20 protein-coding genes are annotated in these 18,926 nt (G+C 57.3%); 1 reads left to right on the top strand and 19 read right to left on the bottom strand.

Features of this window, described 5'->3' with window-relative positions:
* Position 1 precedes the first annotated feature (1 nt).
* From JO226_RS16650 to JO226_RS16560, 19 genes are all read right to left on the bottom strand, one after another.
* A complete protein-coding gene (locus JO226_RS16650; protein ID WP_293606876.1) occupies positions 2-1,306 on the bottom strand; it encodes a YhfT family protein in 1,305 nt (434 codons plus the stop codon).
* Positions 1,307-1,319: 13 nt separating this feature from the next.
* Positions 1,320-1,673 carry a DUF2620 domain-containing protein gene (locus JO226_RS16645; protein ID WP_293606875.1) on the bottom strand — a complete coding sequence of 118 codons (354 nt, stop codon included), beginning with the start codon at positions 1,671-1,673 and terminating at the stop codon, positions 1,320-1,322.
* On the bottom strand, positions 1,670-2,560 hold the full coding sequence (locus JO226_RS16640) for a phosphotriesterase-related protein (protein ID WP_293606874.1): 891 nt from the start codon (positions 2,558-2,560) through the stop codon (positions 1,670-1,672). Before JO226_RS16640 ends, JO226_RS16645 begins: the two co-directional genes overlap by 4 nt.
* Positions 2,553-3,785: a phosphopentomutase gene (locus JO226_RS16635; protein WP_293606873.1), complete on the bottom strand. Its 1,233-nt coding sequence runs from the start codon at positions 3,783-3,785 to the stop codon at positions 2,553-2,555. Before JO226_RS16635 ends, JO226_RS16640 begins: the two co-directional genes overlap by 8 nt.
* Complete coding sequence (locus tag JO226_RS16630; RefSeq protein ID WP_293606872.1) at positions 3,785-4,948, bottom strand: YhfX family PLP-dependent enzyme; 1,164 nt, start codon at positions 4,946-4,948, stop codon at positions 3,785-3,787. Before JO226_RS16630 ends, JO226_RS16635 begins: the two co-directional genes overlap by 1 nt.
* A 77-nt stretch (positions 4,949-5,025) precedes the next feature.
* Positions 5,026-5,388, bottom strand: coding sequence for a PRD domain-containing protein (locus tag JO226_RS16625; protein ID WP_293606871.1), 363 nt, complete (start codon positions 5,386-5,388; stop codon positions 5,026-5,028).
* A gap of 16 nt (positions 5,389-5,404) precedes the next feature.
* The gene (yhfZ, locus tag JO226_RS16620) at positions 5,405-6,310 is read right to left on the bottom strand and encodes a GntR family transcriptional regulator YhfZ (RefSeq protein ID WP_293606870.1); all 906 of its coding nucleotides are present in this window, start codon (positions 6,308-6,310) and stop codon (positions 5,405-5,407) included.
* A 184-nt stretch (positions 6,311-6,494) separates the two neighbouring features.
* Entirely contained in the window at positions 6,495-7,499 is a 1,005-nt protein-coding gene (trpS, locus tag JO226_RS16615) for a tryptophan--tRNA ligase (RefSeq protein WP_293606869.1), read from the bottom strand.
* A complete protein-coding gene (gph, locus tag JO226_RS16610; protein WP_293606868.1) occupies positions 7,492-8,253 on the bottom strand; it encodes a phosphoglycolate phosphatase in 762 nt (253 codons plus the stop codon). The genes trpS and gph overlap by 8 nt, the downstream gene beginning before the upstream one ends.
* Positions 8,246-8,923: a ribulose-phosphate 3-epimerase gene (gene rpe / locus JO226_RS16605; RefSeq protein ID WP_293606867.1), complete on the bottom strand. Its 678-nt coding sequence runs from the start codon at positions 8,921-8,923 to the stop codon at positions 8,246-8,248. Before rpe ends, gph begins: the two co-directional genes overlap by 8 nt.
* Before the next feature lie 17 nt (positions 8,924-8,940).
* Positions 8,941-9,771 carry an adenine-specific DNA-methyltransferase gene (dam, locus tag JO226_RS16600; protein WP_293606866.1) on the bottom strand — a complete coding sequence of 277 codons (831 nt, stop codon included), beginning with the start codon at positions 9,769-9,771 and terminating at the stop codon, positions 8,941-8,943.
* Between the two features lie 68 nt (positions 9,772-9,839).
* On the bottom strand, positions 9,840-11,162 hold the full coding sequence (gene damX, locus JO226_RS16595) for a cell division protein DamX (RefSeq protein ID WP_293606865.1): 1,323 nt from the start codon (positions 11,160-11,162) through the stop codon (positions 9,840-9,842).
* 91 nt (positions 11,163-11,253) lie between these two features.
* Entirely contained in the window at positions 11,254-12,342 is a 1,089-nt protein-coding gene (gene aroB / locus JO226_RS16590) for a 3-dehydroquinate synthase (RefSeq protein WP_293606864.1), read from the bottom strand.
* Positions 12,343-12,399: 57 nt separating this feature from the next.
* The gene (gene aroK, locus JO226_RS16585; protein WP_293606863.1) at positions 12,400-12,921 is read right to left on the bottom strand and encodes a shikimate kinase AroK; all 522 of its coding nucleotides are present in this window, start codon (positions 12,919-12,921) and stop codon (positions 12,400-12,402) included.
* A gap of 280 nt (positions 12,922-13,201) precedes the next feature.
* Positions 13,202-14,440 carry a DNA uptake porin HofQ gene (gene hofQ, locus JO226_RS16580; RefSeq protein WP_293606862.1) on the bottom strand — a complete coding sequence of 413 codons (1,239 nt, stop codon included), beginning with the start codon at positions 14,438-14,440 and terminating at the stop codon, positions 13,202-13,204.
* Positions 14,352-14,756, bottom strand: a complete 405-nt coding sequence (locus JO226_RS16575; protein WP_293606861.1) for a HofP DNA utilization family protein — start codon at positions 14,754-14,756, stop codon at positions 14,352-14,354. Before JO226_RS16575 ends, hofQ begins: the two co-directional genes overlap by 89 nt.
* Complete coding sequence (locus tag JO226_RS16570; RefSeq protein WP_293606860.1) at positions 14,749-15,183, bottom strand: hypothetical protein; 435 nt, start codon at positions 15,181-15,183, stop codon at positions 14,749-14,751. Before JO226_RS16570 ends, JO226_RS16575 begins: the two co-directional genes overlap by 8 nt.
* A complete protein-coding gene (locus JO226_RS16565) occupies positions 15,167-15,697 on the bottom strand; it encodes a PilN domain-containing protein (protein WP_293606859.1) in 531 nt (176 codons plus the stop codon). Before JO226_RS16565 ends, JO226_RS16570 begins: the two co-directional genes overlap by 17 nt.
* Before the next feature lie 10 nt (positions 15,698-15,707).
* On the bottom strand, positions 15,708-16,421 hold the full coding sequence (locus JO226_RS16560) for a pilus assembly protein (protein ID WP_293606858.1): 714 nt from the start codon (positions 16,419-16,421) through the stop codon (positions 15,708-15,710).
* Positions 16,422-16,539: 118 nt separating this feature from the next.
* Here JO226_RS16560 and mrcA point away from each other — a divergent pair.
* A partial coding sequence (gene mrcA / locus JO226_RS16555; protein ID WP_293606857.1) for a peptidoglycan glycosyltransferase/peptidoglycan DD-transpeptidase MrcA occupies positions 16,540-18,926 on the top strand: 2,387 nt, incomplete at its 3' end.

Below are 18,926 nucleotides of genomic sequence, written 5' to 3'. Positions count from 1 at the left end.
CTTATGCCGGAATAAATAAGCCAAGCCAGTACAGCAGGTTCAGCACGATGCCGGTGATCAACACCGCCACCACTGGCGCTGCCATTTTTTGTACCGGACGTCCCAGCGCTTCGTTGAAGAAATACAGCGCCGCTGCAATGGAGAAACCGGTATAACCTGCCATCTTGATCGCCGCGAAAATAGAGCCCACCAGCAATGCCAGCTCCATCAGCATATTCATGGCGTTACGGATGTTATCCGAGGCGTTTCGCACTGACGGGTAGCGCCCCAGCCATTTTCCGATAGAGCGTAGCAGCAGAACCTCTGCGGAAATCACCAGCGCGCCAAGTACAGCCGCCAGCAACGGGTTTGGCACCAGATAGCCTACCGCATAAACGAAAGTAAACCCCGCCACCGCGTACACGCCGGTCGCCAGCGCGGTCGTCGCAATCATGGGTACAAACCCCAAACCGCGCATAAATTCAGCCAGCGCCGCCTGGTGGATAAGCGACTGCGATTGTTCCGGCGTAACGCCCGCCGCATAGGCTTTTTCCAGCGTAAAGATAGAGACCTCGCTACCGGCGAAAATTTTCATGCTGGCGACGGTGGCAATCAACGCGCCTACGATTGCGATATACGGTAGGTTTTTAATAATGCGCGAGGTTCGCTCCTCGAACACCGACATACCGCTGGCGCCATCTTCACCCTGGCCGCGATGGCGTAAATCCTGCGTAATGGCAATGCCCAACAGCACCACCATGCCGACAAAGATCTCAATGGACTCCGGGCTCAGGTGCGGGAAGAAACGCACCACCACGACGCGGGTCATCAGCACAATGACGGCGGCAACCAGCCCGCTTTTCCAGCCGAACTGGTAGAAAATCGCCACCAGCGGAAACAGCGCAAACGCCGACACCACCGGTGAGCTCAGTTCCCCTAACGAACCAAGCACATCGACAGGCAACGCGGTAAGCAGGTGGTTCACCGGCAGCAGGCAGGTCAGGATCAGGATGCCCCACACGGCCCCCATACCAAACGCCAGAATGCTGTTAGCCGCCAGCACACCCAAAATATCCGTCGGCAAAAATAGCAGCCAGGCATTGAGCAGCCCCGTCTTCAGGGTAAACGAGATCCCAACCGACGCGACAAAGCCAATGCTCAGGCCAAAGGCGATACTCCCCGCCTCGCGGCGGTTCATATAGCCCTCAATCAGCTGCGGTAAAATGGGCCGGATACCGTCATGAAAAACGGCGGCGGAACGGTGCGCCAGCAGCGACGTCATTCCGGTCAGACAGGCGACCACAATAAGTTGTATATAGAACGCCATACGTAAGCCTTTTTTATTTTAAGTGTTTGATAAGCAGAGGTATCGCATGCTCAACGTGCTCAACGGAGAGGCCAAAGGCCACTTTCCCTTCCGCGACCATTTTTGCGATAAGTTCGTCTTTCGCCTTAATACCCGGTTTGGCGATGGTGCAGCTCTTGTTAAACCCAATCACCGCAATGGCAATCGACAGGGCCGCGCCAGCGCCGGTGTTACAGGCACCGATGTAGTAATCCAGCTGGCCGGATTTCACCTTCATCGCCGCTTCCATATCGTTGTAAATGAACACCTCAAAACAGCCAGGTGCCGTGGTTTCGATAGTTTTCTTAATCTGTTCACGCTGTAAGCCAGCAACGCCAATCTTTTTCATCTTGTTATCCTTGACTTAAAAAAACGAGCAGGGTTATCCCGTAGCATCAGGTCCACATCAGCCTGGCTAAATCCGGCCTGATGAAGTTGCGGTACAAAGGTCGTCAGCAGATAGTCGTAACCATTACCGCCATTAGCCTTCAGGTGAGAACGCCGCGTTACGTCCATCGACAGCATCACCTGCCCCAATAGCCCGCGCTCGCGCAGCGCGTTCAGCATCTGGATGCGTTTTTCGTCGGGGTAGTAGTTGTTTTTACCGATAGTGTCGAACTGCACATACGCGCCCGAGTCGATCATGCGCAGAATGTTGTCGAGGTTGTCTTTCAGGTCACAATGACCGATCACCACCTGGGAGAGATCCACGCGGTATTTTTTCAACAGCGCAATCTGCTCAAGCCCCATCGTGCTGAAAGAGGTGTGGGTTGAAACAGGACGCCCCGTTTCGTGGTGCGCCACGGCGGCGGCATAAAACACCTTTTCCTCAAGCTCGGTGATAACGCCTTCACTGGAGCCGATTTCACCTATAACGCCCGCTTTCAGTCCGGTGTCGTCAATGCCGATTTCTATCTCATCGATCATCTCCTGCGCCAGCTGCCGAACAGAGCGCTCTGCGACATGCTCAGGAAAGAACGCGTGCTGGTAATACCCGGTGCAGGCAATCACGTTGATGCCGGTATCGCGCATTAAATCCAGCAAAAACGGTGGATTACGCCCCATGTAGCGGTTGGTCATTTCAACGATATTGCGCACCCCACGCTGCATCAGCATGTGCATTTCGTCACGAATGAGCGCGTACTGATCCAGACGGCAATCGATGCCGCCTTTAAAACCCGATAAATCAATATGCAGGTGCTCGTGAGCATAGGTGTAGCCAGAGGGATCAATCATCTTTCGAATTCCTCACGGACGTAATGAGCGGAAGAAAAGAGCGGCCATTTTCGGGCGCCTCGGCGCCAAAAAACGCGCAGACGGTAGCGCCGACATCAGACAACGTGGCGCGCAGACCCAGCCCGGCAGGAGCCTGCCCGGGTTGCCAGATAAGTAGTGGGACCTTTTCACGGGTATGTTTGCTGTGCCCGATGGTGGGGTCGTTGCCGTGGTCCGCCATCACCACCAGACAGTCATCGGGCGTCATCGCCTCAATAAGCCAAGCCAGTTCGCGGTCGACCAGTTGCAGCCTGTCGGCATAGCGGGCGGTGTCCTGGGCGTGTCCCGCGAGATCCGTTTCCTGAATATTGGTGCAGATAAAAACCGTTTCCCTGGCGGCGAAAGCCTGACGCGTTATCGCCATAATGCGCTGGCTATCCACGACGTTCTGCCAGCTTTCGCCATGCGGGTTGCTGACGATATCCGCCACTTTGCCAACCAATACGGTCATGATGCCGCAGTCATGAAGGCGGGCCGGAACCTGCACCGTCTCGTCCACGCCATACCCCATGTGCGCGACCTGGAAACCGTGCTGATACACCCCCGAACGCGGCGCGTTGATCCCCACATAACGCCCCTCTTTTTCCTCGACGGCCTCCAGAATTTGCCGCGTGCTGGCAAGCTTCCCGCCAAAAGCGATAACGCGGCCAACCTCGACCTGTTCACGCACCGCACGGCCAATGGCTTTCACCTCATCGAAGTTTTTCTCACTGAGGTTGCCGGTAATGTTGTAGACCTGACCCAGATCGGCCTCAAGGTTATCCCCCACTGCCACAGCCCCATCCACCAACAGCCACGACAATCTCTCGCCGTGCCGTTCCGTGCGCCAGCCCGCCGCGCGAAGCGCCGATTCAACCTTATCGATGACCGTGCTAAAAGGCATGCGCAGGGGCGTGCGCGGCCGGGTGCCGAGAATCTCCTGGTGTCCCATGAACGTATCGCCCCCCTCATGCTGTAGCTCAGCCACGCCCCAGACGGCGTCAGGAGATGGCTGCATCACGCCGGGCGCATAGCCGAGCGCATTGATCAGCCCCAACGTCTCCAGTGTCGGCAGACATAGCGCGGGAAAGGCTTCCAGAATATGCCCGCAGGTGTTTGCGCCGATGTCCTGGGGGCGAACCTGCGGTACGTCCGCCATTGCGCCAACGCCGAAGCTGTCTACCACCACCACCACGAATCGCGCCATTACGCCTCCAGACTATTGCCGAGACTGTCATACCGCGCCGCGATATGCGGCTCGCCCTGCTGTATCCCGCAAACCAGCACCACATCGCTGCGGGTCACAAAGATCTGCGTACGAAAACAGAGAAGAACCGCACTCCCCACCGGATAGTCGCCTTCAAGCGGCAGGTAGTAGTCGATGCTGCTGTCGTCGAGAGTCCCAAGATGCGCCTCGCAGGCGCTGTCGCGTCCCGATGTAAACACCAGCGCATTTCGGGCATGACCGCGACGATAATAGCCACCGCCATAGCAGTAGCTGCGGCCGCGAAAATGATGCGAGATCTCGCTCAGCCAAAGCATGGCGATACGCTCGGGCTGACAGCCACGCTGGTTGGCCGGAATCGTCCCCGTCAGCGCGTGTCCGGGCTCAGAGTGGGTCACACCGTAACCGGCAAGCAGCGGTAATGATGTACAGCTGGTCGCCGACGGCGCATTTAATTGCTCTAACGCCACGCCCTGCGCCAGCAACGTGTCACGCGCGCGCACCAGCGAGTGCAAATTGGGCGTCGGCATAATTTCCCCCAGCGCCTCATCCCAAAGAAGGCAGGGGAAATGCGTCAGGCCAACCAGCCGAATTCCGGGCATCGTGCGCAGCGCCTCTACGGTGGCGGTCAGTTCCGACAGCGCAAAACCGCTCTCCTGCCCTGAGTAGAGGAAATCCTGCTCACCATAGACTTTCAGCATCACGGACTGCGTGATTCCTGCCCGCACCGCAGCACGGGAAACCTCGCGGGCTTTCTCCAGTGAGAACAGCGTAATGACCTCAGTCCCCTGTCGGACGACCGCCTCAACCTGCGCCGAAGGAATTTGCACCAGATGCCCCTGATGAGCCACCTTCAGACCCGCGCGACGCATCACCCGGCTTTCCTTGTAGTCCACCGCCACAATCCCCTGATAGCCAAGCGCCAGCAGTTTCTGCGCAAGCCAGGGGTTGCGCCCCAGTTGCTTGGTCATCAGGTACAGCGTGATACCGTGTCGTCGTGCGGTCTCAACCAGCAATCGTCCATTTTCCAGCACCTGATCGACGTCAATGACCCAGCTATCCGGTGCTATTTTGCCCTGCTGCCATAGCCGAAGCGCAGCGCTGATGAGTGCAGGGTTCTGGCGCTTTAATGCATCAACAAACATCGTATTGCCCCATATCCATTAACCAGACAAATATTCATTTTTTTGAATATTTAACTTAAAACGTCAACATCAGCGAATTACTCCGCCGGGCTGTTCACCAGCCACAACCCGTACAGGTTTGCCAGCAGATATCCCTCTTCATTTTCATGCACGGTAACCGCGAACTCCTGCAGCAGGGCGCAATGCGCCTGATGTACCCGAGACCAGAGGCTGGAGAGTCTGATCTCCTGCAGGATATCGCCGTCAAGCGGCGCGATGACCTCCCCGCGACGGCTGCGCATCAGCGCATTGGCCATGTGGGTTATCGCCATCTCCCCCTGTTCGCTATAGACCGGAAGCCGCCACTCCGCATCCAACCGTTTCACCACCTTCAGCATGCCGCTACGAATATCGCTATCGATGACGCCTGCTTCACACAGCAGATTGAGCCTGTTCTCCATCTCATTCGCCTTCATCTTAATAACTGGGTTCCTGCTCGCCGTTCACCACGCGTTGCTGGTGCGCCAGCAGTGCGTTTTCATCCACCACCGCCCTGATCAACTGCTGCATGGGATAATCATCGGCACGCGTTAAGATAACCGCCTCGGTCGCCTGCAAGAACGGCGACTCTTCCCGTAACGCGATGGCCTCAAGTCCTAACATCGTCAACTCGGCCTCGGCGGCGACGTTCCAGATAACGGCGTCAATATCGCCCTTCACGATGCGCGGCAAACTCTCATGGTACGAGAGATCAACACGTTCAACAGGGCGACCCGCGAAGTAGACTTCAGTCATAATCTTCTGGTCCGCAGAACGGTTATCGAGCCCGACGCGCTTGACGCTATCCGCTTCTCCCTTGCGGCAAATCAGCTTATGCTCGCCGACGTAGGTATGCGGTCCCAGCGCCAGCGCGATATGCAGGCCGTTTTGCGTCAGATAGCTTTCTGCCGCCAGCCGCGACACCACCGCCATGTCGTATACACCGTTCAGCAAACATTCCACGCGAATATCGGCCCCACGCATATGGGCGTAATAGAATGGGATATCCTCAAACTGCGCTTTTAGCCCGCTTGCCAGACCTTCATACAGCCGCGTATAGGGCAGCGGCATCGCGCAGACCACATTGCTGATATCCAGATGCGTCAGCAGCGCCTTGTTGTCCATATCCACAAGAAAGCTGCCATTGCGCCCCCGGCGCTCAATGCGAATTGCGCCTGCCGATTCCAGCGTTTTCAGGGCAGCCTGCGTCAGCCCAACGGACGTACCGCATTCGCCAGCCAGTTCCTCTATGGTTTTTAATCGGTTACCGCGCTCTTGCCCCAGCAAATAGCGAGCCAGCGTGGTTAACGTCATTCCTTCTTTTTTTATAAACGTCCGGCGCATCTTTTATCTTCAGTATTTTGAATATTTATATCTTCAACAAAATGTTGATAAGGCACAAGCCCCAATCATGCAAAGGGTGAATAGGGTCACACAATACAGAATGCTTATCCCTCAGCCAGTCGCCAGGGATAAAAAAACCGGGGTCTGAGCAGACCCCGGTCTAGTTAACAACGCATCGTCGTCATTACGGATGAGCCACAAAACCGATCGCTTCATACACCGCGTTCAGCGTTTCAGAGGCGCGGGCACGCGCTTTAGCGGCGCCCTCTTTCATGACGCTCTTCAGGAAGGCTTCATCGTTACGGTAGCGGTTATAACGATCCTGCAGCTCGCTCAGCATGCCGGATACCGCATCGGCAACTTCGCCCTTCAGGTGGCCGTACATCTTGCCTTCGAAGTGCTGCTCCAGCTCCGGAATGCTCTTACCGGTGACGCCGGACAGAATATCCAGCAGGTTGGATACGCCCGCTTTGTTCTGCACGTCGTAGCGAACCACCGGCGGCTCGTCGGAATCCGTCACCGCGCGTTTGATTTTCTTCACGACCGATTTCGGGTCTTCCAGCAGGCCGATAACGTTGTTGCGGTTATCGTCAGACTTGGACATCTTCTTCGTCGGCTCCAGCAGGGACATCACGCGCGCGCCGGATTTCGGAATAAACGGCTCTGGCACTTTGAAAATATCGCCATAGATAGCGTTAAAGCGCTGTGCGATATCGCGGCTCAGCTCCAGATGCTGTTTTTGGTCTTCGCCGACCGGCACCTGGTTGGTCTGATACAGCAGAATGTCCGCCGCCATCAGCACCGGGTAATCGAACAGACCAGCGTTGATGTTTTCGGCATAGCGCGCAGATTTGTCCTTAAACTGCGTCATGCGGCTCAGTTCGCCGAAGTAGGTGTAGCAGTTCAACGCCCAGCTCAGCTGCGCATGCTCCGGCACGTGAGACTGAACGAAAATGGTGCTTTTTTCCGGGTCGATGCCGCAGGCGAGGTACAGCGCCAGCGTGTCCAGCGTCGCTTTACGCAGCGCCTGTGGGTCCTGACGCACGGTGATCGCATGCTGGTCAACGATGCAATAGATGCAGTGGTAGTCGTCCTGCATGTTTACCCACTGACGCAGCGCACCCATATAGTTACCGATGGTCAGTTCACCTGAAGGCTGTGCGCCGCTAAAAACGATGGGCTTAGTCATTTTTCAATTCCTGATGTTCACTGTGCGGGAGCCCGAGAGCGGGCAATAAATCGTTAAACCGGTCAAAGAGGAAGTCCGGACTGCTGAGCGCAATCGCTTCGCCGTAGTTATAGCCGTAGGTCAGGCCGACAGAGCAGCAGCCAGCCGCCGCAGCGGCGAGAATATCATTGCGCGAATCCCCGACAAAGAGCAGCTCTTCCGGTTTCATGGATAATTTTCCGGCCACCAGCAACAACGGTTCCGGGTGCGGCTTTTTGTTCTGCACGTCATCGCCACCGACGACCACGGTGAAATATTTGGCGATATCCAGCGCTTCCAGCAGCGGCGCCACAAACGGCGTCGGCTTGTTGGTCACTAACGCCAGCGGCAGACCTTTGGCGTGCAGCGCGCCCAGCGTATCGGCGACATCCGGGAACAGGAAGCTGCCTTCTTCGGCAAACTCAGCGTAGTAGCGGTCAAACAGCTTACGCAAAATACGCTGCTGTTCAGGCTTTGGAATATCATCGCCGTCGATGGAGGGTTTCCCCTGCGCGGCGCGCTGAACGGCACGCTCCTGGCGCGCCCAGGTCAAGGCGCGTTCCATCAACACATCGGCGCCGTTGCCAATCCAGGTCACTACGCGTTCTTCGCCCGCCGTCGGCAGTTCCAGCGCGTAGAGCGCGCTGTCCACAGCCGCGGTCAGACCCGGCGCGCTATCCACCAGCGTACCGTCGAGGTCGAACGCGATACCCCGAATTGCCTGTAATTTACTCATGACTTACCTTTGCCAGTTCACGGCGCATTTCATCAACCACTTTCTTGTAGTCAGGCTGATCGAAGATAGCGGAACCTGCGACAAACATATCGGCGCCTGCCGAGGCGATTTCTGCAATGTTGCTCACTTTAACACCGCCATCCACTTCGAGGCGAATATCATAGCCGGATTCGTCAATGCGGCGGCGCACTTCACGCAGTTTATCCAGCGTCTGCGCAATGAAAGATTGCCCGCCGAAGCCCGGGTTCACCGACATCAGCAAAATCACGTCCAGCTTATCCATCACGTAGTCCAGATAGCTCAGCGGCGTCGCCGGGTTAAAGACCAGGCCCGCTTTACAACCGTGTTCTTTAATCAGTTGCAGCGAACGGTCAACGTGCTCAGAGGCCTCCGGATGGAAGGTAATGATACTGGCGCCAGCCGCGGTAAAATCAGGAATGATGCGATCGACCGGTTTCACCATCAGGTGAACGTCAATCGGCGCAGTGATGCCGTATTTACGCAGTGATTTCAGCACCATCGGGCCGACGGTCAGGTTAGGAACGTAGTGGTTATCCATCACATCGAAATGCACCACATCCGCACCTGCCGCCAGCACTTTCGCAGTATCTTCACCCAGGCGGGCGAAGTCGGCCGACAGAATTGAAGGGGCAATCAAAAACTGTTTCATCCGCATCTCCTTGAAAACTATTTTTTGCTTTTGGTGGCCGGGCGATACAGCGCCAGCAGTTCATCCACCTTCTTACGCGTGCCGCCATTACTGCTGATGCTACGTCGTACCTTCACGACGTGCTTCTCAGCATTTTTATACCACTCCTCCGTTTCCGGAGTACGGTGGTTCGAAATCAGTACCGGAATCTTTTTCGCCACCAGGGCTTCAGCATGCTGCGCCAGTTGTTTCTGCTGATCCAAACTAAAGCTATTAGTGTGATAAGCCGTAAAGTTGGCCGTTGCCGACAACGGTGCATACGGCGGATCACAATAGACAACCGACTGCGCTTCGGCACGCTGCATACACGCTTCGTAGGACTCGCAGTAAAACTCCGCGTTCTGGGCTTTGTGTGCGAAGTGGCGCAACTCACTTTCCGGGAAGTAGGGTTTCTTGTAACGGCCAAACGGCACGTTGAACTCACCCTTGAGGTTGTACCGGCACAGGCCATTGTAGCCGTGGCGGTTCAGATACAAAAACAGCACTGCGCGGCGAAACGCGTCCTGGCTTTGATTAAATTCGTCGCGGAACTGGTAATAGATGTCCGCATCGTTCGTTGTCGGGGAGAACATCGCTTGCGCCGCCGTAATGTACTCGTCGGTGCGCGTTTTAACGATGTTATAGAGATCAATGAGATCGCTGTTGATATCGGCAAGGATATAACGTGAAAAATCGGTGTTCAGGAACACCGATCCCGCCCCGACGAAGGGCTCGACAAGACATTCGCCTTTCGGCAAATGTTTTTCGATATCGTTAAGCAGGGGGAATTTCCCCCCTGCCCACTTCAGAAAAGCGCGTTTCTTTTTCATGCTGTCTGACTACTTACCACTTTCTCCGGCTGTGGAGAAAAAGCTCCGACAGCATCCTGCGCTTAACATTACTTCAGATCGGACTGTACCTGATGCAGCGGTTTCGCCCACGGGTTTTTCGCCTGCACATCGGCTGGCAGCGTGGCTACCGCGCGCTTTGCATCTTCTTTTGTCGGATACATGCCGCTCACCAGCACGTACCACGGCTGGCCGTTACGGGTCGTCTGATAAACCACATAGCTCTTCAGATTCACTTTCTTCGCCCAACTGTTGAGATTGTCGTAGTTAGAAGAGGAGCTCAGCTGCAGCGTATAGTGGCCTGAAGGTGCGGATTTCAGCGAACCCACATCGCCGGCTTCTTTACCGCCTGCTGCCGTCGGCGCTGGCGTTGTCGCCGTCGCGGTTGCAGCTGCGGTTGCGGCTGGCGCAACGGTCGTTGCCGCCGGTTTCGTCGGTACAGGTGCCGTGACCGGCGCCGTCTGCTTCACAGGAGCAGGCGTTGCCGCCGTGGTGGTTTCCACGCGTTTCGGCTGTGCAACCGGCTTCGGTTCGGTCGTCGTTTTCGCCGTTGCCTGAGGCTTGCTCTGCGGTTTCGGTTCGATAACGGCGTGTTTGCGCTCAGGACGCGCGGCTTCGGTGCGCGACTCGCTGGTCGTCGTCACCTGACGCGGCGCGCTGCCGCCACGAACGGGCGCCACAGTTGCCGGTTCAGTTGGCAATGTGGAGTTAACCACGTTGTCGACCTGACCCTGCTGCTGCGTTAAGGCATTGTTCAGATCGCCTTGTACCTCTACACGCTGCTGGCCTTCAGGCGCAGCGGCGTTTTGCCCCTGCGTCGGGGTAGAAGAAATTGGCGGTAAAGAGACATCCTGGGAAGGCGTGCCAGCAGTCTGCTGGCCTGCCGGAGCAGCCGCGCCAGGCGCAGGCTGCGCGCCGTTAGTCTGATCGGCGGCGGCACCGCTATTAGCGGACAGGTCGATGTTCTTTTCCGTTGTGGAAGCTTGCTCGCTGGATGGGGCAGACGGCGCTTTCAGCGCAGATCCAATACCCACGATCAGCAGCAACAGCACCAGAACACCCAGCCCCATCATGATGTACTGACGAGAGGCCGGTTTGCGGGGCGGTGATTTTTTACGTTTACGCGGGCGACGTTCTACGGCTTCTTCAGACTCTTCGTCGTCATCCGAGGCGTAATACTCTTCTTCATCGTCGCGAGCGCGCTCTTCGCGAGCTTTACGGGTGCGTGATGGGCGAGGCTCATCCGCATCAAGATCCACCTCGTCAAAGTTGATCTGCGGTTCACTGTCGCGATCGGAAGATTGACGGGAACGACCAGCACGACGATCGCTGGGATCGGGTTTCAGCTCGTCTTCTGGTTTGAATTCATCCATTTAACACCCCACTAAAAGGCTTATGCTAACGACAATTGCACATCACCTGAAGTTATAAAGCCGCATGACGCGACCTGACCTTTCTTATTCGTTACGCCTGCTGACAATCAGCAATCGCGCCAAGTACGACATCGTGCGCAACACCGCCACGCACTTCACTTTTACCTATTGCCAGCGGCAGCACTAAACGCAGCTCGCCAGCCAGTACCTTTTTATCACGCATCATATGCGGCAGGTACGCCTGTGCTGACATTTCACGCGGTCCCGTCACCGGCAGCCTCGCACGCTCAAGCAGCGCAATAATGCGCTGGGTATCCTGCGCGCTAAACTGGCCAAGACGCTCCGATGCGCGCGCCGCCATCACCATCCCGGCGGCAACAGCTTCACCGTGGAGCCAGTTTCCATAGCCCATTTCCGCTTCAATGGCATGACCAAACGTATGCCCAAGATTCAGTAAAGCACGTAAGCCGGTTTCGCGCTCATCTGCAGCAACAACTTCGGCTTTCAGCTCACAACAACGGCGAATACAGTACGCCATCGCTTTTTCATCCAGCGCCATCAGCGCATCGATGTTGTTTTCCAGCCACTGGAAGAACTCGCCATCCAGAATGATGCCGTACTTAATGACTTCAGCGAGGCCGGAAGAGAGTTCGCGCGCAGGCAACGTTTTCAGACAGTTGAGATCGACCACCACCGAGACTGGCTGCCAAAAGGCGCCAATCATGTTTTTACCGAGGGGGTGGTTAACCGCCGTTTTACCGCCAACGGAGGAGTCAACCTGAGACAGTAGCGTGGTAGGGACCTGAATAAAGCGCACGCCGCGCTGATAGCTCGCCGCGGCAAATCCGGTTAAATCGCCCACCACGCCGCCGCCCAACGCGACCAGCGTCGTATCGCGGCCATGAGGTTTTTTAAGCAGTGCGGTGAATACCGTGTCCATCACCGCCAGCGTTTTGTACTGCTCGCCGTCAGGGATGATAACGCTGTCGACCTTAACCCCCGATTGTTCCAGCGCGGCGCGAACCGTGTCCAGGTACAGCGGCGCCAGCGTGTCGTTAGTGACCAGCATGACCTGGTCGCCCGATTTGAGTGGCAGGAAGGAAGCTGGATCGTTAAACAAACCAGCCGCGATGGTAATCGGGTAACTGCGTTCCCCGAGAGTTACTGTGAGCCTCTCCATAACGCGACATCCACCTCAGTTGCTTAAATTCACTAGTGTTGAGCTAGTTAACCAGAATCAGTTGCTTTCCAGCATATGAATAATCTGGTTCGCGACCACTTTCGCGCTTTGATCGTCAGTCCGGATAGTGACATCCGCGATCTCTTCATACAGCGGGTTGCGTTCGTCGGCCAGCGCTTCCAGAACTTCACGCGGTGGCGTCGCGACCTGCAGCAACGGACGCTTTTTATCGCGCTGCGTGCGTGCCAGCTGTTTCTCAATAGTGGTTTCCAGATACACCACAACGCCACGGGCGGAGAGGCGATTGCGCGTTTCGCGGGATTTCACAGAGCCGCCGCCAGTGGCCAGCACAATACCCTGTTTTTCCGTCAGCTCGTTGATGATTTTTTCTTCACGATCGCGGAAACCGTCTTCGCCTTCGACGTCGAAGACCCAGCCTACGTCAGCGCCAGTGCGTTTCTCAATCTCTTGATCAGAATCGTAGAATTCCATGTTGAGCTGTTGGGCTAACTGGCGCCCAATAGTGCTTTTGCCGGCACCCATAGGCCCAACCAGAAAGATATTGCGTTTCTCTGCCATTTTTTCGGTACTACTAAGACTATTCGTTAATAATAAACCCGCGACGCAGACACCCAGCGCCGCAGGACATGAACTGAAACCTCATATACGTGAGTCCGAGAGTCAGATCAAAAATTATCTCAATACTCCGACAGGTTTGGCAACTCGAATTATTGTGAGCATACATCGCCGGATTTTGCGGGAGACAGACTCTCAAATCGGTACTCCTTGTATGCTAAATCCGGCCTCACGTCAAACACCTGAAACGTGTTCAGCGAGAAAAACTCCGGGTATGAATCCCCTACTGTACAGAAATGATACGCGGCGTGATAAAGACAACGAGCTCCCGCCGCTCATGGTCTTTCCCGTCATGACGGAAAAGTTGCCCAAGCCAGGGGATATCTCCCAATAGCGGAATGCTGTCGCGGGCAGATTTGTTTTTTTGCGAGAAAATCCCGCCCAATGCCAGCGTTTCTCCGCTTTTCACTTCAACCTGCGTTTCAATTTCCTGCTTGTCGATGGCCAACACCTCGCCGTCGGCCTGTTGCAGCACCTGCCCCGGCATGTTTTCGCTGATACGCAGTTTGAGGCGCACGCGTTTATCATCCAGAACGGTGGGCGTCACCTCCATCCCCAGCACTGCCTCTTTAAATTCAACCGATGTCGCACCGCTGTCGCCGCTGGACACCTGATAGGGAATTTCACTCCCCTGTTTGATACTGGCGGGTTGCAGGTGCGAGGCCAGCAGGCGCGGGCTGGCGATAATCTCAAGCTGCTGGCGTTGTTCAAGCGCCGAAAGCTCAAGCTCCAGCAGGCGCCCATTGATGCGTCCGATATTAAACCCCGCCCGGCTGGTGGCGTCCGTCACGGATACATCACTCGCCAGCGTGGTGAATTTACCGCGTCCGGGAGGACTGGCGGCATCCGCCAGCGTCCATTTCACCCCAAGCTCCCGCAAGCTTTTTTCGTTCATCGTTACGATGTGCGCCGCCAGTTCCACCTGCCCAACGGGCTTATCCATCTCCGTCGCCCAGACCTGAATGTCGCTAAGATGACGCTCGTCGTCGCGTACCAGCAAACGGTTTGTCCGTTTATCCACCGTCATCGCGCCGCGAGGGCTGAGCAGTTTTTCCCCGGCCTTCGCCAGCTCGCCGGCATCGGCATAGCGCAACGCGACGCTCTGCCCGCGCAGCGGCAGCGCCTGCCGACGTTTCTCCTGCTCCGTCTCAAGCCGCGACTGCTGTGCCTCCAGCCAGGCGTGGCTGTGGATGAACAGCACCGCGCCCTGCGAAGTCATCGTCAACCCAGCGCTGCTCAGTACGGTTTGCAGCGCCTGCATCCAGGGGATGTTGTTAAGCTGCAGCGACAGGACGCCATTCACCTCCGGGGCAATAACGATGTTGCGCTCCCCCAACGCCGCCAGCGTCTGCAGCACCTGCGCCACCGGCACCTCATCCACGGTCAGCGTGACGGTGTTGACCTTTCCTGCTGCGGGCGCTGTCGCCAGCAGTATCGTCAGAAACACGCCTGGTGTTTTCATGTTGACTCGCTCCCTCTTTCCGCCAGTGCCACACGGCAGGTTCGCAATGCTCACCCACCCGAACCTCAATCTCCTCAGCCGATAGCCGGTTAATCCGCCAACTGTTTTCCAGCACCTGCCCCTGGGTTAGTCGATGCCATTTCCCCGCGTTATCCAACACCAGGCCGATAGCGGATTTTTCGCTGCGAATGACACCGCGATAGCGCCACTGAGACAACTGCGCCACAACGCAGCTGTCCGCTACAGGTTGGAAAGGGTCGCGCATCGCCAGCAACAGGGGGAGAAAAAGCAGAAGTACGGCGCGCCCGCTAGCCATGATCGAGCGACTCCAGACGCAGCGTTAGTTGCAGCCGTCCATGCTCCGGCGCCAGGCGAAAAGCCCGTACCGCCATCCCCCGCCGCGGGAGCGCGATAAAAATATCGGGGACCGCGCGCCACTCCACGTCAAGCGCCAGTTCCCCGCCGCTGTCGTCAGGCAACCAGCGCAGCAACGTGCTACCCGGCGTCTGAAAATCGACAGGGGAAAATGCCTGCATTTGCTCCACTGCGGGTTCATTATCGGGCGGCGACAGTGATAACGCCTTACGCCACAGCGCCCGAAGCGCTGGCGGCTCATGGGCTGGCGGCGTATCCCGGCGAACCACGCCTTCCCCGGCGCCATACACAAGAAGCAAAACCGCGCACCACGTTAGCCAGCGTGTTTTCGAAGAACAGTTGCACCAGCGCTCAGGGAGATGTCGCATCTGCATCTCCCGGCAACAGCTGTACGTTGAACTGCCAGCGACCGTCGGCATCGCGCAGCGTTGCGCCCGGTTTTCCTCGCCGCAGCCCGGGAAGGTCGGCAAGCGCACGCTCCAGCTCAGCCAGCGCCGGGAAACGGTTAGCCTTTCCCGCCAGCATCAGCGCCGCCCCCTGCCACTCGAGCGCAGTCAGCCAAGCCTGTTCCGGTAGCGCATTACCTATTGTGCTCAGCCACAGCGACCAGCGCCGGGTCTCCTGCTGACGAACCCGGATCTGCGCCGTTGTGGCGCGCTGCGCGGTATCCGCGACCAGCCGTTGCTCTCGTACAGTCAGCGCCTGCTGTAGACGGCGCGCCTCCTGCACCCGGGCCGCATTCAACGTGCGCTCAGACTTATTGATAGCCACGTTGACGGCAATATTCAGGGCAATTACCAGCAGCCCGCCGACCAACATGAGCGCCCAGAAGCGCAGGCACTGGCGCCGCCGCGCGTCGCGCCAGGGCAATAAATTCACCATGACCACCATCTCAACGCCCACTCATCGCCAGCGCGATGGCTATTGCAAAGTCATCCGCCGCCTCCGGCAATGGGGGATAAAGCTGGCTTATCGTTTTCCAGGGATTGAAGTAGCAGCGTTCATCCGGTTCTGCCGCGCATTGTAGTAGGCCAGGCCCCGCTTCCTGGCTGCACCCCCAGCCGCTGCGGGTTGCCCACAGCCACAGCTCCCCGTTATGCCAGGTCACGCCTGGCTGAGTATCCGTAAGCCACGGCAGGAAATTTTGCAGCGCACAGGCATCCGGCGTGATAACGTCCGCCAGGATGCCTGCCTCGTTGAGCCGTTCCTGCAGTTGAGCAATGTCGCGTTTACGGGCCGCCGTCACGGTAAATTCGGCCGTATCGCTGGCGGCATAATCAAAGACCAGATCCGCTTGCGGCATATCCAGATGCTGCGCCAACGTTCCTGCTATCCACCGCTTCTCGTCGCTTTCCAGCAGCGTCAACTGCGGTCGGGGAAGCGTTTTTTGCAGCGTTTTCGCGGCGGGAAACGCCAGCGCGATACGGTGCTGCAAAGGGAGCTCCCGCCGCCACTGCCGCAGTCGCGCTGCGTCACCTGGCGCGCCATCAAGGGGCAATCGCCACCAGCGACGAAGAGCCCAGCCCGCCCGGGTGCGTTGCAGCGCCACGCTGAGAACACACTCCGGCTGTATATGCAGTCCAACATGCCAGCGCCTGTAAGCCATTCTTACGATCTCCTTATCCGTCAAACCATTCCGGCTATATCAATGCTTCTGGCTTGCCTTTATACTACCGCGCGTTTGTTTATAAACTGCCCAATTGAAACGAAATGGGAAATCTCCGGTGAAGTTCGTAAAGTATTTATTCATCCTTGCAGTCTGTTGCATTCTGCTGGGAGCAGGCTCGATCTACGGCCTCTACAAGTATATTGAGCCCCAACTCCCCGATGTCGCCACGCTGCGGGATGTTCGCCTGCAAATTCCAATGCAGGTCTATAGCGCTGAAGGCGAGCTTATCGCTCAGTACGGCGAGAAGCGTCGTATCCCTGTGACGCTGAGCCAGATGCCGCCAACCCTGGTGAAAGCGTTTATCGCGACAGAAGACAGCCGTTTTTATGAGCATCACGGTGTCGACCCGGTAGGGATCTTCCGTGCGGCAAGCGTCGCGCTGTTCTCCGGTCACGCGTCGCAGGGCGCCAGTACCATTACCCAGCAGCTGGCGCGTAACTTCTTCCTCAGCCCTGAAAAGACGCTGATGCGTAAGATAAAAGAAGCGTTTCTGGCGATTCGCATCGAGCAGTTGCTGAATAAAGACGAGATCCTTGAGCTCTATCTGAACAAGATTTACCTCGGCTATCGCGCCTACGGCGTGGGAGCGGCGGCGCAGGTCTACTTCGGAAAAACTGTCGACCAACTGACGCTCAGTGAGATGGCGGTGATTGCCGGTCTGCCGAAAGCGCCGTCCACCTTCAACCCGCTTTACTCTATGGATCGCGCCACCGCGCGCCGTAACGTGGTGCTTTCCCGTATGCTGAGCGAGGGGTATATCACCCAGGCGCAATACGATGAATCCAGCCGCGAACCCATTGACGCAAGCTACCATGCCCCGGAAATCGCCTTCTCTGCGCCGTACCTGACCGAAATGGTGCGCCAGGAGATGTTCAACCGTTACGGCGATAAGGCCTACGAAGACGGCTACCGCATCTACACCACCATCACCCGTAAGGATCAGCTGGCCGCCCAGCAGGCTGTACGCAACAACGTGATGGATTACGATATGCGCCACGGCTACCGCGGTCCGGCAAACGTGCTGTGGAAAGTGGGCGAAACGCCGTGGGACAGCAAGAAAATCACTGATTCGCTGAAAAGCCTGCCGACCTACGGGCCGCTGGAGCCCGCGGTTGTGACCGCGGCAAACCCGCAGGAAGCGACGGTAATGATGGCGGACGGCACCTCTGTCGCGCTGAGCATGGACGGTATGCGCTGGGCGCGTCCGTATCGTTCGGACACCCTGCAGGGCGCTACGCCGCGTAAGGTGACCGATGTGGTTCAGACCGGTCAGCAGATTTGGGTACGCCAGGTGAACAATAGCTGGTGGCTGGCCCAGGTGCCGGATGTGAACTCCGCGCTGGTTTCCGTTAACCCGCAAAACGGCGCCATTATCGCGCTGGTCGGCGGCTTCGACTTTAACCAGAGCAAGTTCAACCGCGCCACCCAGGCGCTGCGTCAGGTCGGCTCCAACATTAAGCCGTTCCTCTACACCGCCGCCATGGACAAAGGGTTAACGCTGGCAAGCGTACTCAACGATGTTCCCATTTCCCGTTGGGATGCGGGCGCAGGCTCTGACTGGCGGCCGAAAAACTCCCCGCCGGAGTATGCCGGTCCTATTCGTTTGCGCCAGGGCCTGGGACAGTCGAAAAACGTGGTGATGGTTCGCGCCATGCGCGCGATGGGCGTTGACTATGCCGCTGAGTATTTGCAGCGTTTCGGCTTCCCGGCCGACAACATCGTTCACACCGAATCGCTGGCGCTCGGCTCGGCCTCCTTTACGCCGCTGCAGGTCGCGCGCGGCTATTCGGTGATGGCTAACGGCGGTTTCCTGATCGACCCCTATTTCATCAACAAGATTGAAAACGACCAGGGCAACGTGCTGTTTGAAGCCAAACCGAAAATCGCCTGTGCCGATTGCGATATCCCGGTGATTTACGGCGATACGCCGAAGTCTAACGTGCTGGAAAATAAAGATGTTGAAGATGTGGCGATCTCTCAGGAGCCGCAGAACGCCAACGTGCCGATGCCCAGTCTTGAGCAGGCAAATCAAGCGTTAGTCGCCCGCAGCGGCGGCCAGGAGTATGCGCCACATGTCATCAGTACGCCGCTGGCATTCCTGATCAAGAGCGCGCTGAATACCAACATCTTCGGCGAACCGGGCTGGCAGGGCACCGGCTGGCGCGCAGGCCGCGACCTGCAGCGCAAGGATATCGGCGGGAAAACCGGTACCACCAACAGTTCGAAAGATGCCTGGTTCTCCGGCTACGGCCCGGGGGTCGTGACCTCGGTGTGGATTGGCTTTGACGATCACCGTCGCGATCTGGGTCGGACAACGGCGTCAGGCGCCATAAAGGATCAGATCTCCGGCTACGAAGGCGGCGCCAAGAGCGCGCAACCGGCGTGGGATGCCTTTATGAAAATCGTGCTTGAGGGTGTCCCGGAGCAGCCGCTGACGCCGCC

It is taken from the genome of Pluralibacter sp., assembly GCF_019237635.1.
Lineage (GTDB): Bacteria > Pseudomonadota > Gammaproteobacteria > Enterobacterales > Enterobacteriaceae > Enterobacter_B.
This window is presented reverse-complemented; position numbering and strand designations above follow the sequence as displayed.

Bases quoted from the DNA above. Each gene is read 5' to 3' on its own strand.
- JO226_RS16650 (WP_293606876.1), bottom strand. From the start codon at position 1,306: ATGGCGTTCTATATACAACTTATTGTGGTCGCCTGTCTGACCGGAATG.
- JO226_RS16575 (WP_293606861.1), bottom strand. From the start codon at position 14,756: ATGGCTAGCGGGCGCGCCGTACTTCTGCTTTTTCTCCCCCTGTTGCTG.
- aroK (WP_293606863.1), bottom strand. From the start codon at position 12,921: ATGGCAGAGAAACGCAATATCTTTCTGGTTGGGCCTATGGGTGCCGGC.
- JO226_RS16635 (WP_293606873.1), bottom strand. From the start codon at position 3,785: ATGGCGCGATTCGTGGTGGTGGTGGTAGACAGCTTCGGCGTTGGCGCA.
- dam (WP_293606866.1), bottom strand. From the start codon at position 9,771: ATGAAAAAGAAACGCGCTTTTCTGAAGTGGGCAGGGGGGAAATTCCCC.
- JO226_RS16565 (WP_293606859.1), bottom strand. From the start codon at position 15,697: ATGGTGAATTTATTGCCCTGGCGCGACGCGCGGCGGCGCCAGTGCCTG.
- hofQ (WP_293606862.1), bottom strand. From the start codon at position 14,440: ATGAAAACACCAGGCGTGTTTCTGACGATACTGCTGGCGACAGCGCCC.
- JO226_RS16645 (WP_293606875.1), bottom strand. From the start codon at position 1,673: ATGAAAAAGATTGGCGTTGCTGGCTTACAGCGTGAACAGATTAAGAAA.
- JO226_RS16640 (WP_293606874.1), bottom strand. From the start codon at position 2,560: ATGATTGATCCCTCTGGCTACACCTATGCTCACGAGCACCTGCATATT.
- JO226_RS16570 (WP_293606860.1), bottom strand. From the start codon at position 15,183: ATGCGACATCTCCCTGAGCGCTGGTGCAACTGTTCTTCGAAAACACGC.
- JO226_RS16625 (WP_293606871.1), bottom strand. From the start codon at position 5,388: ATGGAGAACAGGCTCAATCTGCTGTGTGAAGCAGGCGTCATCGATAGC.
- JO226_RS16630 (WP_293606872.1), bottom strand. From the start codon at position 4,948: ATGTTTGTTGATGCATTAAAGCGCCAGAACCCTGCACTCATCAGCGCT.
- yhfZ (WP_293606870.1), bottom strand. From the start codon at position 6,310: ATGCGCCGGACGTTTATAAAAAAAGAAGGAATGACGTTAACCACGCTG.
- gph (WP_293606868.1), bottom strand. From the start codon at position 8,253: ATGAGTAAATTACAGGCAATTCGGGGTATCGCGTTCGACCTCGACGGT.
- damX (WP_293606865.1), bottom strand. From the start codon at position 11,162: ATGGATGAATTCAAACCAGAAGACGAGCTGAAACCCGATCCCAGCGAT.
- trpS (WP_293606869.1), bottom strand. From the start codon at position 7,499: ATGACTAAGCCCATCGTTTTTAGCGGCGCACAGCCTTCAGGTGAACTG.
- aroB (WP_293606864.1), bottom strand. From the start codon at position 12,342: ATGGAGAGGCTCACAGTAACTCTCGGGGAACGCAGTTACCCGATTACC.
- rpe (WP_293606867.1), bottom strand. From the start codon at position 8,923: ATGAAACAGTTTTTGATTGCCCCTTCAATTCTGTCGGCCGACTTCGCC.
- JO226_RS16560 (WP_293606858.1), bottom strand. From the start codon at position 16,421: ATGGCTTACAGGCGCTGGCATGTTGGACTGCATATACAGCCGGAGTGT.